The sequence below is a fragment of the Streptomyces sp. NPDC047515 genome, assembly GCF_040643055.1.
Lineage (GTDB): Bacteria > Actinomycetota > Actinomycetes > Streptomycetales > Streptomycetaceae > Streptomyces.
Window position 1 is genome coordinate 198,728 of sequence record NZ_JBEYTM010000001.1, and the last position, 14,898, is coordinate 213,625.

The 14,898-nt window shown below is 70.1% G+C and carries 11 protein-coding genes and 1 pseudogene; all 12 read left to right on the forward strand.

The annotated features are described in order from the left end of the window. The first annotated feature begins 85 nt into the window (after positions 1 to 85). A complete protein-coding gene (locus tag ABZ826_RS00845; protein WP_361440115.1) occupies positions 86 to 1,609 on the forward strand; it encodes a folylpolyglutamate synthase/dihydrofolate synthase family protein in 1,524 nt (507 codons plus the stop codon). 5 nt (positions 1,610 to 1,614) lie between these two features. Beyond that, positions 1,615 to 1,974: a DUF4233 domain-containing protein gene (locus tag ABZ826_RS00850; protein WP_361440118.1), complete on the forward strand. Its 360-nt coding sequence runs from the start codon at positions 1,615 to 1,617 to the stop codon at positions 1,972 to 1,974. 96 nt (positions 1,975 to 2,070) lie between these two features. Continuing rightward, complete coding sequence (ndk, locus tag ABZ826_RS00855; RefSeq protein ID WP_093898216.1) at positions 2,071 to 2,484, forward strand: nucleoside-diphosphate kinase; 414 nt, start codon at positions 2,071 to 2,073, stop codon at positions 2,482 to 2,484. Between the two features lie 290 nt (positions 2,485 to 2,774). Then, a complete protein-coding gene (locus ABZ826_RS00860; RefSeq protein WP_361440122.1) occupies positions 2,775 to 3,794 on the forward strand; it encodes a rod shape-determining protein in 1,020 nt (339 codons plus the stop codon). Positions 3,795 to 3,919: 125 nt separating this feature from the next. Next, positions 3,920 to 4,972, forward strand: coding sequence for a rod shape-determining protein MreC (gene mreC / locus ABZ826_RS00865; RefSeq protein ID WP_361440125.1), 1,053 nt, complete (start codon positions 3,920 to 3,922; stop codon positions 4,970 to 4,972). 11 nt (positions 4,973 to 4,983) lie between these two features. Then, positions 4,984 to 5,649, forward strand: a complete 666-nt coding sequence (gene mreD, locus ABZ826_RS00870) for a rod shape-determining protein MreD (protein WP_361440128.1) — start codon at positions 4,984 to 4,986, stop codon at positions 5,647 to 5,649. Between the two features lie 61 nt (positions 5,650 to 5,710). Beyond that, on the forward strand, positions 5,711 to 7,876 hold the full coding sequence (mrdA, locus tag ABZ826_RS00875; RefSeq protein ID WP_361440131.1) for a penicillin-binding protein 2: 2,166 nt from the start codon (positions 5,711 to 5,713) through the stop codon (positions 7,874 to 7,876). Beyond that, complete coding sequence (rodA, locus tag ABZ826_RS00880; RefSeq protein WP_361440134.1) at positions 7,876 to 9,066, forward strand: rod shape-determining protein RodA; 1,191 nt, start codon at positions 7,876 to 7,878, stop codon at positions 9,064 to 9,066. The genes mrdA and rodA overlap by 1 nt, the downstream gene beginning before the upstream one ends. A 51-nt stretch (positions 9,067 to 9,117) precedes the next feature. Then, positions 9,118 to 10,644 carry a CYTH and CHAD domain-containing protein gene (locus ABZ826_RS00885; RefSeq protein ID WP_361440137.1) on the forward strand — a complete coding sequence of 509 codons (1,527 nt, stop codon included), beginning with the start codon at positions 9,118 to 9,120 and terminating at the stop codon, positions 10,642 to 10,644. Positions 10,645 to 10,694: 50 nt separating this feature from the next. Further along, positions 10,695 to 12,620 (forward strand): TIGR03960 family B12-binding radical SAM protein, encoded by a 1,926-nt coding sequence (locus ABZ826_RS00890; protein ID WP_361440140.1) that lies wholly within the window; start codon positions 10,695 to 10,697, stop codon positions 12,618 to 12,620. A gap of 89 nt (positions 12,621 to 12,709) precedes the next feature. After that, positions 12,710 to 13,899 (forward strand): annotated as a pseudogene (locus ABZ826_RS00895) (hypothetical protein). Positions 13,900 to 14,021: 122 nt separating this feature from the next. Next, a complete protein-coding gene (locus ABZ826_RS00900) occupies positions 14,022 to 14,804 on the forward strand; it encodes a TIGR03936 family radical SAM-associated protein (RefSeq protein WP_361440143.1) in 783 nt (260 codons plus the stop codon). The last annotated feature ends 94 nt before the right edge of the window (positions 14,805 to 14,898 follow it).

Consider the following 14,898-nt stretch of genomic DNA (forward strand, 5'->3'; position numbering starts at 1 on the left):
CGCCGTTGCGCGCACGGTCGGGGTCGGGGCTCCCGCACCGCCGGGCGCCGCGCACGATGTCCGTGCCGATCCGTAGACTGGCCCCGTGAGTGAGCCCCGCCCTTCCGACCGGCACGACGACTCCGATCCCGACGAGACCTTCGCGGAGATCGTCGACGAAGAGACCCAGCGCGACCCCGACCTGGCGGTGATCGAGGCCGGGAGCCGTACGCTGCGCACCCGCTCGGGGCCGCCGCAGGGCCAGGACGTCCCGGCCCGCCCCGCCGACCCCGAGGTGGACAAGGCGCTCCGCGCGGTGGAGCAGGAGCTCGCCGGCCGCTGGGGCGAGACCAAGCTGGAGCCCTCCGTCGCGCGCATCGCCGCGCTGATGGACGTGCTCGGCGAGCCGCAGCGCGCCTACCCCTCGATCCACATCACCGGGACCAACGGCAAGACGAGCACGGCCCGCATGATCGAGGCGCTGCTCGGCGCCTTCGATCTGCGCACCGGCCGCTACACCTCGCCGCACGTCCAGTCGATCACCGAGCGGATCAGCCTGGACGGCTCCCCGATCGATGCCGAGCGGTTCATCGAGGCGTACCAGGACATCAAGCCGTATGTGGAGATGGTCGACGCCCAGCAGCCGTACCGGCTCTCCTTCTTCGAGGTGCTGACGGGCATGGCGTACGCGGCCTTCGCCGACGCGCCGGTCGACGTCGCCGTCGTCGAGGTCGGCATGGGCGGCAGCTGGGACGCGACGAACGTGATCGACTCCTCGGTCGCCGTCGTCACCCCCATCTCGCTGGACCACACCGACCGGCTCGGCGCCACGCCCGCCGAGATCGCCGGTGAGAAGTCCGGGATCATCAAGCAGGGGGCCACGGTCGTCCTGGCGCAGCAGCCGGTCGACGCCGCGCAGGTCATGCTGAAGAAGGCCGTCGAGGTCGACGCCACGGTCGCCCGTGAGGGCATGGAGTTCGGCGTCCTCTCGCGGGAGATCGCCGTCGGCGGGCAGCTGCTGACGCTGCGCGGTCTCGGCGGTGAGTACGACGAGGTCTTCCTCCCGCTGTACGGCGCCCACCAGGCGCACAACGCGGCGGTGGCGCTCTGTGCCGTGGAGGCGTTCTTCGGGATCGGCGCCGAGCAGCCCGGCGCACTCGACATCGACACGGTCCGCCGGGCCTTCGCCTCGGTGATCTCGCCGGGGCGCCTCGAAGTGGTCCGCTCCAGCCCGACCGTCGTCCTGGACGCGGCTCACAACCCGGCGGGCGCCCGCGCCACCGCCGACGGGATCTCCGAGGCGTTCGGTTTCTCCCGGCTGATCGGTGTGGTCGGCGCCAGCGGCGACAAGGACGTCAAGGGGCTCCTCGAAGCCTTCGAGCCGATCTTCGCCGAGGTCGTCATCACCCAGAACTCCAGCGGCCGCGCGATGGACGCCGACGAGCTGGCCGCCGTCGCGGTCGAGGTCTTCGGCCACGACCGCGTCCAGGTCGAACCGCGTCTCGACGACGCGCTGGAGGCGGCGATCACCCTCGCCGAGGAAGAGGACGAGTACGCGGGCGCCGGCGTCCTGGTGACCGGTTCCGTGATCACGGTCGGCGAGGCCCGGCTGCTCCTGGGGAGGCACTGACCGAAGTGCGTACGCTCTGTGCGTCGACGTTGATCGGCGAGTTCTTCGTGATCGGTTTCGCCGGTCTCGTCGCGATGAAGTCTGACGACCTCTCCGACACCACGGTCTGGACGGTCTGCGGCATCGGCATGCTGCTCTCTGTGCTGCTCTGCGGGATGATCACCCGCCCCGGCGGGATACAGCTCGGCTGGGCGCTGCAGATCGCCCTGGTGCTGAGCGGCTTCGTCGTCCCGATGATGTTCATTCTCGGTCTGGTCTTCGGCGGACTGTGGTGGGCCTCGGTCCACTACGGCCGCAAGGTCGACGAGGCGAAGGCCCGCTGGGCGGCCGCACAGGAGGCGGCCGAGGCCGCGGCCGGTGGCTGATCCCGTGCCCCGTGGCCAAACCCGGCCGCGGGCCCGTTCCCGTACCCCTGTAGCCTCGCCTCACCGCACCCGCATGCCTGCAAGGAGCCGCACACCATGACCCAGCGCACCCTCGTTCTGCTCAAGCCCGACGCCGTCCGGCGCGGACTGGTCGGCGAGATCGTCGGGCGGATCGAGCGCAAGGCCGGCTGGCGGATCACCGCGCTGGAGCTGCGTACCCTCGACCGCGCCACGCTGGAGCAGCACTACGCCGAACACGTCGGCCGCCCCTTCTACGAGCCGCTTGTCGAGTTCATGCAGTCCGGCCCGATCGTGGCACTGGTCGCCGAGGGCGAGCGGGTCATCGAGGGTATCCGTACGCTCGCCGGACCCACCGACCCGATCGCCGCCGCGCCCGGCTCCATCCGTGGTGACTTCGGTACGATCACCCGGGAGAACCTCATCCACGCCTCGGACTCCGAGGAGTCCGCGGAGCGAGAACTGAAGCTTTTCTTCCCGGGCCTTTCCTGACTTCGGATCAGCCGAACAGCGCTCATGACCTGGGGCGACCGAATTAATTCGGTCGCCCTTCGGCATAGGGTCCCGGATCGCGGGAACGCATCACCCCGACGTAACGTCACCATGAGTGGAACGGCCACCCGTTCCGCCCACAAAGGCGAAGGACCCTCGCGCGGTGTCCGTGCATACGGCACTACGATGGAATCTTCCACGCCCGCAGCGCCAACCTCGCCGACCAGAACAAGCCATCATCGCTTGTCCGGAAGGCCCGACGCATCCTCATGGGGAACAAGGGGAACTCAATGTCGTTCATCGGCCGTGACATGGCTATCGACCTCGGGACTGCCAACACGCTGGTGTACGTCAGGGGGCGCGGCATCGTTCTCAACGAGCCGTCCGTCGTGGCCATCAACACCAACACCGGCGGCATCCTCGCGGTCGGCTCCGAGGCCAAGAAAATGATCGGGCGTACACCGGGCAACATCGTTGCCGTGCGGCCACTGAAGGACGGCGTGATCGCCGACTTCGAGATCACCGAGCGGATGCTCCGCTACTTCATCCTGAAGATCCACAAGCGCCGCTACCTGGCCCGTCCGCGGGTCGTCGTCTGCGTGCCCTCCGGCATCACCGGGGTCGAGCGACGCGCCGTCATCGAGGCGTCGACGCAGGCCGGCGCACGCCAGGTGCACATCATCGAGGAGCCCATGGCGGCGGCCATCGGTTCCGGGCTGCCGGTCCACGAGGCCACCGGCAACATGGTCGTCGACATCGGCGGCGGCACCACCGAGGTCGCGGTCATCTCGCTCGGCGGAATCGTCACTGCCCAGTCGATCCGGGTCGCCGGTGACGAGCTGGACAACGCGATCATCCAGCACATCAAGAAGGAGTACTCGCTCCTCCTCGGTGAGCGCTCCGCCGAACAGATCAAGATCACGATCGGTTCGGCGTACGACATGGACAAGGACGAGCACACCGAGATCCGCGGCCGGGACCTGGTCTCCGGACTGCCCAAGACCGTGGTCATCTCGGCCGCCGAGGTCCGCAAGGCCATCGAGGAGCCGGTCAACGCGATCGTCGACGCGGTGAAGACCACGCTCGACAAGTGCCCGCCGGAGCTCTCCGGCGACGTCATGGACCGCGGCATCGTCCTCACCGGCGGCGGCGCGCTGCTGCGCGGACTGGACGAGCGGCTGCGCCGCGAGACCGGCATGCCGATCCATATCGCCGAGGACCCGCTGGACTCGGTGGCGCTCGGATCGGGCAAGTGCGTCGAGGAGTTCGAGGCACTCCAGCAGGTGCTGGACGCCCAGCCCCGCCGGTAGCCGGCACGGGCCGGCCCGCGGGTACACAACACATCAGTCTGCTGTACGGACCACTGCGGCTCCGTACGCCGGATCGTTTATATACAGGCACGAACATTCCGACGAGGAAGGCACGGCCGCCGCACGTGAGGGACACACGAGAGAGCCGGCTGCTCCTGGTGCTGCTGATCGCCATCGCATTCGCACTGATCACGGTGGACATCCGCGGCGGCGAGGAGTCACCGGTGGACGGCGCCCGGCGGGCCGCCGCCACGGTCTTCGGGCCGGTCGAGAACGGCGTCGCGGCGGCGGTCGACCCGGTGGGCAACGCCATAGGAGCGGTACGCGACTCCGGCGCCCGGCACAACCGGATCGCTGAACTGGAGCAGCAGAACGCCGCGCTCAAGACGAGGCTCGGCAGCAACGACCAGAACCGCAACCGGGTGCGCGAGCTGGACCGGATGCTGAAGAAGTCGGCCGCCGGACAGTACGGCATCAAGGGCGCCGAGGTCATCGCCATAGGAGCGGCCCAGGGCTTCTCCTGGACAGTCACCATCGACGCGGGCTCCAACGACGGCATCAAGCGCGACATGACCGTCATCAACGGCGACGGGCTCGTCGGCCGGGTCACCACCGTCGGCCCGGACACCGCCACGGTGCTCCTCGCCAACGACCCCGACTTCACCGTCGGCACCCGTATGGAGAAGACCGACGAACTGGGCTTCGCCACCGGCCAGGGCTCCCGGCCGCTGTCCGTCCAGTTCCTCAACGGCAAGGCCAAGGTGCAGAAGGGCGACCGGCTGGTCACCTTCGGCTCCAGCAAGAACAAGCCGTTCGTGCCCGGCGTTCCGGTCGGCGAGGTCGTCCGCGTCGACCCGTCCGGCGGTGGCCTGACCCGTACCGTCTACGTCCGCCCGTACGTCGGGTTCACCAAGCTCGACATCGTCGGCGTCGTCGTCCAGGCCCCGCGCGAGGACCCCCGCGACATGGTCCTGCCGAAGGAACCGGCCAAGCCCGCCAAGCCGAAGCCCACCCCGACCGTCACCGTGACCATCTCGCCCAACGGAGACATCGTCGACACCAACGGCAACGTCGTCGGGAACATCCACGAGAGTCCGGACCCCGGCGAAAGCCCGAACCCGAGCGGCAGTCCGGGCGCCACACCGAACACCGGCACCGCGGTCAACGAGCAGAGGTAGAGCTGATTCCCATGCGTCTGAACCGGATTCTGCTCTCCGTCGTGCTGGTCGTGGCCGCCCTGGTCGTCCAGGTCTCGGTGTTCGCCCGACTCCAACTCCCCGGCGCCGTGCCCGACCTGCTGCTCCTCGTCGTCCTCGCCCTCGCGTTCGTGTACGGGCACGTCAGCGGCGCGCTCATCGGCTTCGGCGCGGGACTGCTCGCCGACCTGGCGCCGCCCGCCGACCACGCCGCCGGGCGCTACGCCCTGGTGCTCTGTGTCATCGGCTACCTCGCCGGACTGGTCAAGCCGGAGACCGGGCAGCTCAAGTCGGCGTTCGTCCCGATGGTCGCGGTCGTGGCCGCGGCGATCGGTTCGACCCTGCTGTACGCGCTCGTCGGCGCGCTCGTCGGGGACACGGCGGCCCGTCATGTGGGGCTCGGCAGCCTGCTGTTCACCGCCGCCGTCTACGACCTGCTCCTCGCGCCGTTCGTCGTGCCTCTGATCATGGCGGTCGCCAGACGCACGGTGAACGATCCGCTGGCCGAATCGTCCGGCGGCGGCGGCGACGTCGCCGCGGGCTGGCTGTCCTCCGGCACCGGACTGCGGATCGCCGGCCAGCGCGGCGGACTGCGCGTCAAGGTCGCCCGCAACCGGGCCGCACGCGCCGGACGGATCAAGGGAGTCAAGCGACTGTGAGGCCGCACCACCGGGAGGACACCTCCCCTACCTCCGGCCCGACCACCACCGGGGGCGCCCCGTGAGCAACATCCCCGAGACCGGCCGGACCCAGCGGGTCCAGATCCGTCTCGTCGTCATCCAGGTCCTCGTCTTCTCCCTGCTGCTCACGCTCGGCGGGCGGCTCTGGTACCTCCAGATCCGCAACGGCCAGGAGTACAGCGACGAGGCGAAGAACAACCACGTCCAGCAGGTCGTCCAGCCCGCCGTCCGCGGCTCCATCCTCGACGCGCGCGGTGTGCCCCTCGCCGACAATGAGACCCGCCTGGTCGTCTCCGCCAGCCGCACCGAGCTGCTGAAGATGAAGGACGACGGCAAGAGCGTCCTGACCCGGCTCGCCGACGTCCTCGGCATGGCGCCCAAGGAGGTCCTCGACAAGGTCCGGCTCTGCGACGCGAAGACGCCGCAGCCCTGCTGGAACGGTTCGCCGTACCAGCCGATCCCGGTCACCGACGAGGCCACCACCCAGCAGGCCCTCCAGATCCGCGAACGTGCCGAGGACTTCCCCGGCATCACCGCCGAGCCCACCGCCGTACGCCGCTACGCCGCGCCCGGCAAGGCCAACACCGCCCAGGTCCTCGGCTATCTCTCGCCCGTCACCGACGAGGAGATCACCAAGGCCCAGCACACCGACTCGCCGTACCTGCGCTCCGACCAGGTCGGCCGCTCCGGCCTGGAGCGCACCTACGACAAGGAACTGCGTGGCAAGGCCGGGGTCACCCGTTACGAGGTCGACAACCTCGGCCGGGTCATCGGCGAGGCAAAGAACGACGAGGCGGAGCCCGGCTCCAGCGTCGTCACCTCCATCGACGCGCGGGTCCAGGCCGTTGCCGAGTACGAGCTCAACGAGGCGATGAAGACGGCCCGCCAGTCGTTCGACAAGAACACCGGCGAGAACTACAAGGCCGACTCCGGCGCCGTCGTCGTCATGGAGGCCAAGACGGGCCGGGTCGTCGCGATGGCGTCCCTGCCCAACTACGACCCCAACGCCTGGGTCGGCGGCATCTCCGCCAAGGACTACGCCAAGCTCACCGGCAAGAAGTCCAACCTCCCTCTGCTGAACCGGGCCATCCAGGGCCAGGCCGCCCCCGGCTCGATCTTCAAGGTCATCTCCTCGACCGCGGCGGTCAACGCCGGCTACCCCTTCGACGGCCACTACCCCTGCCCCAGCTCGTACAACGTCGGCGGCCAGACCTTCAAGAACTACGAGTCCCAGGGCTACGGGGACATCACCATCGGCCGGGCCCTCGAAGTCTCCTGCGACACCGTCTACTACGGCATCGCGCACAAGGAGTGGCTGAAGGACGGCGGCATGAACCCGAAGAAGAACGCCAAGGACTGGTTCTACAGGACCGCCCACCAGTTCGGCCTCGGCAAGGAGACCGGCATCGACCTCCCCAACGAGGTCAGCGGCCGCGTCCCCGACCGCAAGTGGAAGCAGGACTTCTACAAGGCGAACAAGGACGAATGGTGCAAGCAGGGCAAGAAGGACGGCTCGTACGTCGAGAAGATCGCGTACGAGAACTGCCTCGAAGGCGACAAGATGCGCGCCGGTGACTCCGTCAACTACTCCATCGGCCAGGGCGACACCCTCGTCACCCCGATCCAGATGGCCACCATCTACGCCGCGATCTCCAACGGCGGCACCCTCTACGACCCCACCGTCGGCAAGGCGATCGTCAGCGGCGACGGCAAGAGCGTCCAGGAGATCGCGCCCAAGTCGCACGGCAAGCTGCCGTTCTCCCGCAAGACCCGCAACGAGATCGACGGCGCCCTCGCGGGAGTCGCGACCCGCGGTTCGGCGGCCTGGCGGTTCGGCGGCTGGCCGCAGGACAAGATCCCGATGCACGCCAAGACGGGTACGGCGGAGGTCTACGGCAAGCAGACGACCTCCTGGTTCGCCACGTACACCAAGGACTACTCGATCGTCATGACGATCTCTCAGGGCGGTACGGGTTCCGGCGCGTCCGGGCCCGCCGTGCGCAACATCTACGACGCCCTCTACGGCCTCGACGACTCCGGCAAGCAGGATCTGAAGAAGGCACTGCTGCCCACCCCGCAGAAGTCCCTGCCGAAGATCCAGCGGGACGGCTCGATCGACGCCCCGGAGATCAAGCCGTACGACCCGAACTCGCAGAAGACCCCGGAGGAACAGACCCTCGCGGCGGCCCTGGGGAGGCGCGACTGATGGCCGGCTTCTCCGTCTCGCGGTACGCCCCCGAGCGCTCCGCCTGGGGCAAACTCATCGCCCGCGACTCCGTCGTGCGCAAACTCGACTGGCCGCTGCTCGGGTCCGCGATCGCACTCTCCTTCATCGGCTCGCTGCTGGTCTACTCAGCGACCCGGGGCCGTCACGCGCTCACCCACGGCGACCCGTACTACTTCCTCTTCCGGCACGTGCTCAACTCCAGCATCGGCATCGCCCTGATGGTCGGCACGATCTGGCTCGGCCACCGCACCCTGCGCGGCGCCGTGCCGATCCTCTACGGCCTCTCGGTGATCCTCGTGCTGGCGGTCCTCACCCCGCTCGGCGCCACCGTCAACGGCGCGCACGCCTGGATCATCATCGGCGGCGGCTTCTCGCTCCAGCCGTCCGAGTTCACCAAGATCACCATCATCCTGATCATGGCGATGCTGCTCGCCGAGCGCGTCGACGCGGGGGACCAGCTCCACCCCGACCACCGGACGGTCGCCAAGGCGCTGGGCCTGGCGGCCGTGCCGATGGCCGTCGTCATGGGGATGCCGGACCTCGGCTCCGTGATGGTCATGGTCGTCATCGTGCTCGGTGTGCTCCTTGCCTCCGGCGCTTCCAACCGCTGGATCTTCGGCCTGCTCGGTGCGGGCGTGGCGGGCGCCGTGGCCATCTGGCAGCTCGGTCTGCTCGACGACTACCAGATCGCCCGCTTCGCCGCCTTCGCCAACCCCGCGCTCGACCCGGCGGGTGTCGGCTACAACACCAACCAGGCCCGCATCGCGATCGGCTCCGGCGGCCTCACCGGAACGGGCCTCTTCCAGGGCACCCAGACCACCGGCCAGTTCGTTCCCGAGCAGCAGACCGACTTCGTCTTCACCGTCGCGGGCGAGGAGCTCGGCTTCCTTGGTGCCGGGCTGATCCTCGTCCTGCTCGGCGTCGTCCTGTGGCGCGCCTGCCGGATCGCCCGCGAGACGACCGAGCTGTACGGCACGATCGTCGCCGCCGGAATCATCGCCTGGTTCGCCTTCCAGGCCTTCGAGAACATCGGGATGACGCTCGGCATCATGCCGGTCGCCGGGCTTCCGCTGCCGTTCGTGTCGTACGGAGGATCCTCGATGTTCGCCGTCTGGGTGGCCGTCGGACTGCTCCAGTCGATCAGGGTGCAACGACCGATAAGCGCCTGAGCCGATGCGGGAGCACTGCCCATCCTCGGACAACACGTCTAGATTCGGTTCATGGCGGACTCGAAGCGTGAGATCGAGCGGAAGTACGAAGCCACCGCGGAGACCCGGCTCCCCGATCTGAGCCGGGTGGCCGGGGTCTCGGCCGTCGTCCACCGGGGCGTCAGCGAGCTGGACGCCGTCTACTACGACACCGAGGACCTGCGGCTGGCGGCCGGCTCCCTCACCCTGCGCCGCCGCACCGGGGGGAGCGACGCGGGCTGGCATCTCAAGTTCCCCGTCGCCGCCGGTATCCGGGACGAGCTCCGGGAACCGCTCTCCGACACCTTGCCGCGCTCCTTCGCCGGGCTGCTCCGGTCCCGGCTCCGGGGGAGCGAGCCCGTCCCCGTCGTCCGGCTGCGCACCGCCCGTGACGTCCACCACCTGGTCGACGCCGAGGGCGCCCCGCTCGCCGAGGTCGCCCTCGACACCGTGCGGGCCGAACGGCTGACGGGCGGCGACGGCACGGCCGCCTGGACCGAGATCGAGGTGGAACTCGCCGACGACGGTGACCCGGCCCTCCTGGACGCCGTGGAACGACGGCTGCGCAGAGCCGGCGTCCGCCCGTCCGCACTGCCGTCCAAGCTGGCCAGGGCGCTCGCCGAGACGGCTCCGGAACGGAACCGGAGGAAAGAGGCCGGCGGGAGCGCCCCGCGACGCACCGCGGGCGACCACGTCCTCGCGTACATCCGCCGGCAGGCCGAGGCGATCGTCGCCCTCGACCCCGCCGTACGCCGTGACCTCCCCGACTCCGTGCATCAGATGCGGGTCGCCACCCGCAGGCTCCGCAGCGCGCTGCGGACGTACCGCAGGATCCTCGACCGGAGCGTCACCGACCCGGTCGGCGACGAGCTGAAGTGGCTGGCCGCCGAGCTCGGCATCGACCGCGACCAGGAGGTTCTCGACGCCCGTCTGCGCGCCTGCCTCGCCGCTGTGCCCCGCACCCTGGTCCTCGGGCCCGTCCACAGCCGGCTGCGGATCTGGTCGGTCGCCCACCGGGGCGGCTCCCGGCAGCGGACCGTCGCCGTGCTCGACGGGAAGCGGTACCTGGCACTCCTGGAGCGCCTCGACGCCCTGCTCGCCGCCCCGCCGCTGCTGCCCGCCGCGTCCCGTGCCCCCCAGCGGGCACTGGCCCGCGCCGTGTTGAAGGAGTACGCGCGCCTCGCGACCCGCGTCGGCCGCGCCCTGGAGCTCCCGCCCGGTCACGACCGCGATATCGCCCTGCATGACGCCCGCAAGGCCGCCAAGCGCGTCCGTTACGCGGCAGAGGCGGCCCGGCCCGCGCTCGGGAAGCCCGCCAAGCGGTTCACGAAACGGATGAAGGCCGTGCAGACCCTCCTCGGCGACCACCAGGACAGCGTGGTGGCCCGCGACGTCCTGCGCACCCTGGCCGCCCAGGCACACGCGGCGGGGGAGTCCGCGTTCGCCTGGGGACTGCTGTACGGGCGCGAGGAGGCGGCCGCCGCCGCCGGTGAGCGGGAGCTGCCGGAGGTCTGGGAGAGGGCGTCCCGGCCGCAGGTGCGGGCGGCGCTGGGAGGCTGAGCGCCGGGGTACGCTGGATGGTCACCCCTGCCGGCTCTCGAAAGTTCGCGATGTCTGTCGATTCGGTCTTCCCACAGCTCGAAGCTCTGCTCCCGCATGTGCAGAAGCCCATCCAGTACGTCGGCGGTGAGCTGAACTCCACCGTCAAGCCGTGGGACGAATGCGATGTCCGTTGGGCGCTGATGTACCCGGACGCGTACGAGGTCGGACTGCCCAACCAGGGCGTCATGATCCTCTACGAGGTGCTCAACGAGCGCCAGGGCGTCCTCGCCGAGCGCACCTACAGCGTGTGGCCGGACCTCGAAGAGCTGATGCGTGAGCACCGGGTCCCGCAGTTCACCGTGGACAGCCACCGCCCGGTCAAGGCGTTCGACGTCTTCGGACTGAGCTTCTCCACCGAGCTCGGCTACACCAACATGCTCACCGCCCTGGATCTCGCGGGCATTCCGCTGGATGCCAAGGACCGCACCGTCGACGACCCGATCGTGCTGGCCGGCGGCCACGCCGCGTTCAACCCCGAGCCCATCGCGGAGTTCATCGACTGCGCGGTCATCGGCGACGGCGAGCAGGCCGTCCTGGAGATCACCGAGATCATCCGCGCCTGGAAGGCCGAGGGCCGCCCCGGCGGCCGCGAGGAGCTGCTCTTCCGCCTCGCGAAGACCGGCGGCGTCTACGTCCCGGGCTTCTACGACGTCGAGTACCTCCCGGACGGGCGCATCGGCCGTGTCGTGCCCAACAAGTCCGGCGTGCCGTGGCGGGTGTCCAAGCACACGGTGATGGACCTCGACGAGTGGCCCTACCCGAAGCAGCCCCTCGTACCCCTCGCCGAGACCGTGCACGAGCGGATGTCCGTCGAGATCTTCCGCGGCTGCACCCGCGGCTGCCGTTTCTGCCAGGCCGGCATGATCACGCGCCCCGTGCGGGAGCGAAGCATCACCGGCATCGGCGAAATGGTCGAGAAGGGTCTCAAGGCGACCGGCTTCGAGGAGGTCGGACTGCTCTCGCTCTCCTCCGCGGACCACACCGAGATCGGTGAGATCGCCAAGGGCCTCGCCGACCGGTACACCGAGGACAAGATCGGCCTCTCGCTGCCCTCCACCCGCGTCGACGCGTTCAACGTGGACCTGGCCAACGAGCTGACCCGCAACGGCCGTCGCTCCGGTCTCACCTTCGCCCCCGAGGGCGGCTCCGAGCGCATGCGCAAGGTCATCAACAAGATGGTCTCGGAAGAGGACCTCATCCGTACCGTCGCCACCGCGTACGGCAACGGGTGGCGCCAGGTGAAGCTGTACTTCATGTGCGGTCTGCCCACCGAGACCGACGAGGACGTCCTCCAGATCGGTGACATGGCGGTCAACGTGATCGCCAAGGGCCGTGAGGTCTCCGGTCAGAACGACATCCGCTGCACCGTCTCCATCGGCGGCTTCGTGCCCAAGCCGCACACGCCGTTCCAGTGGGCCCCGCAGCTCGGCGCCGAGGAGACCGACGCGCGGCTCGCCAAGCTCCGCGACAAGATCCGCGGCGACAAGAAGTACGGCCGCTCCATCGGCTTCCGCTACCACGACGGCAAGCCCGGCATCGTCGAGGGCCTGCTCTCGCGCGGCGACCGCCGTGTCGGCTCCGTCATCCGCGCGGTCTACGAGTCCGGCGGCCGCTTCGACGGCTGGCGCGAGCACTTCAGTTACGACCGCTGGATGACCGCCGCCGAGAAGACGCTGCCCGAGTACGGCGTGGACGTCGACTGGTACACCACCCGCGAGCGGACCTACGAGGAGGTCCTGCCCTGGGACCACCTGGACTCCGGCCTCGACAAGGACTGGCTCTGGGAGGACTGGCAGGACTCGCTCGACGAGACCGAGGTGGAGGACTGCCGCTGGACCCCGTGCTTCGACTGCGGCGTCTGCCCGCAGATGGACACCAGCATCCAGATCGGCCCGACCGGCAAGAAGCTGTTGCCGTTGTCGGTCGTGAAGTAGCGGCCTCGGACTGGTCCGTCCGGGTGACAGCTCGGTGACGAAGGCCCGGACCGGGAAACCCCGGTCCGGGCCTTCGTGTCATGAACGGCATGGAGTACGGCAAGCACCAGGCCCTCGCGCGGTACGAAGCCGCAGAGGGCTGTCTGACCACCCTGATCAGGATCCCGGTACGGATCGTGGTGCTGGTGATCGTCCTGCCCGTGCGGCTGGTCTGGGACGCCCTGGTGGCGGGCGCCCGCGCCGCCGACCGCGTCCTGCTGCGCCCCCTGGGCCGGGCCCTGTCCCGGTTGTTCCGGACCGCGGTGCTGATCCCCGCGGCGTGGCTGTACGAGACGGTGCTCACCCCGCTGGGCCGTGCGCTGCTGTGGCTGGCCGCGGCGGTCCTCGTGTGGCCGTGGGTCGCGCTCTGGCGGTATGTGCTGGTGCCGGTGGTGCGCTACGGGCTCGTGGTGCCGGTGGTGTGGCTGTACGGAGCGGTGCTCACCCCGATCGGTCACGGGCTGCGCGGGGTGTACCGGGAGTTGCTGGTCCCGGCCGGGCGGGGATCGCTGTCGCGGTCGGCTGGGTGCTCACCGCCGCGCTGGTCCGGCCGGTCGTCGGCCTGTGGCGGTACGTCCTGACGCCCCTCGCGCTCGCCGCCTCATGGCTGGTGGAACACCTGCTCGTACGGCTGTCGGCCTGGGCGTACCGGCAACTGCTCACCCCGCTCGGCCATGGCATCACCTGGCTGCTCGAACGGATGGCGCGCGCAATCGCGGCCGTGGGGAGCGGGCTGTGGGCGGCGGTGGTGTGGCTGATTCCGACGCTGCTCGTCGCACCGCTCGGATGGCTGTACCGGCGGGTCCTCGCCCCGGTCGGCCGGGAGGTCGCCGCCGCGTTCGGCGTCGCCTGGCGCATCGCGGGCTTCATCTCGCGGGCCGTCGGCAGGGCCGTCGCCTGGCTGGCGTGGCATCTCGTCGGGGCGCCGGTGACCTGGGTCTGGCGCACGGTGTGCACGCCGGTGGGACATTTCGTACGTGACGTCGTCCTGGCTCCCGCCGGGCGGGCCGCGGTCGGGACGGGACGCGCGGTCCGGGCGGCGCTGCGCTCGGCACGCGAGACGGTGGCCCAGGCGCGTCGTGACGCCTGGCGGGCGCTGGTCGGCGGGCCGGGGGCGCCCGAGCCCCGGGAATCGGGAAGCCCCCTTGCGCGTACTCTGGGTAGTGCAACGACTGTGCCCTGCGCGGCGCCCGAACCAGAGATCTCCTCGCTCGGAGAGAAAAACGCCGAGCGGGGGTGAGCCGGACCGGACACCCCGGGCCACCCGTATTTCGAGGGCGGCGTGCCACCGCGTCCGCCCCGCACCGAGGAGAAGAACCACTGGGCAAGCGACAGCCCGAAGGCCCGCCGCCCGCACCGGCGGTGCAGCGCATCCGACTGCGCTACACCAAGCGCGGCCGCCTCCGGTTCACCAGCCACCGCGATTTCCAGCGTGCCTTCGAGCGGGCACTGCGCCGCTCCGAGGTGCCCATGGCCTACTCGGCCGGCTTCACCCCGCACCCGAAGGTGTCGTACGCCAATGCCGCCCCCACCGGCACGGGCAGTGAGGCCGAGTTCCTGGAGATCGCCCTCACCGAGGCCCGGGATCCGGGCGTCCTGCGCGAACTGCTCAACGCCTCGCTGCCGGACGGTCTCGACATCACCGACGCCGTGGAGGCCCGCACCTCGGGCCTCGCCGAGCGGCTGACCGCCTCGGTCTGGGAGCTGCGTCTCGACGGAGTCACCGCCGAGGAGGCCGACAAGGCCGTGGCCGCCTTCAACGGGGCCGAGACCGTCGAGGTCCAGCGCCGTACGAAGAACGGCATGCGGACCTTCGACGCCCGGGCCGCCGTGGTCGAACTGCAGGCCCTTGATCCACAGGCTGATAGGCCTGGGGACAGGCCCTGTGCGATACTGCGGCTGGTTGTTCGGCACGTGACACCTGCCGTGCGACCTGACGACGTCCTGTCCGGTCTCCGCGTTGTGGCCGACCTGGCGCCGCCGGTCCCCGCAGCGGTGACCAGGCTGGCGCAGGGGCTCTTCGACGAGGAGTCCGGCACGGTGACCGACCCGCTCGCGCCCGACCGCGAGGCAGCCCCGGCCGCTCCACCCGCGGCCACCGGGACCGCCGTCGCGACGGCGCCGGAAGGTGCAGGTTCCGCGTAAGGCGGTCGTTGCAGCGCAGCCCTCCGACTCGGGAGCCACCTGGGCCGGGCCGCGCGATGACCCATAAGACTTTCGCCAGGCCGTACGCACGGAG

Bases quoted from the DNA above. Each gene is read 5' to 3' on its own strand.
- ABZ826_RS00860 (WP_361440122.1), top strand. From the start codon at position 2,775: ATGTCGTTCATCGGCCGTGACATGGCTATCGACCTCGGGACTGCCAAC.
- ABZ826_RS00885 (WP_361440137.1), top strand. From the start codon at position 9,118: ATGGCGGACTCGAAGCGTGAGATCGAGCGGAAGTACGAAGCCACCGCG.
- ndk (WP_093898216.1), top strand. From the start codon at position 2,071: ATGACCCAGCGCACCCTCGTTCTGCTCAAGCCCGACGCCGTCCGGCGC.
- rodA (WP_361440134.1), top strand. From the start codon at position 7,876: ATGGCCGGCTTCTCCGTCTCGCGGTACGCCCCCGAGCGCTCCGCCTGG.
- ABZ826_RS00890 (WP_361440140.1), top strand. From the start codon at position 10,695: ATGTCTGTCGATTCGGTCTTCCCACAGCTCGAAGCTCTGCTCCCGCAT.
- mreD (WP_361440128.1), top strand. From the start codon at position 4,984: ATGCGTCTGAACCGGATTCTGCTCTCCGTCGTGCTGGTCGTGGCCGCC.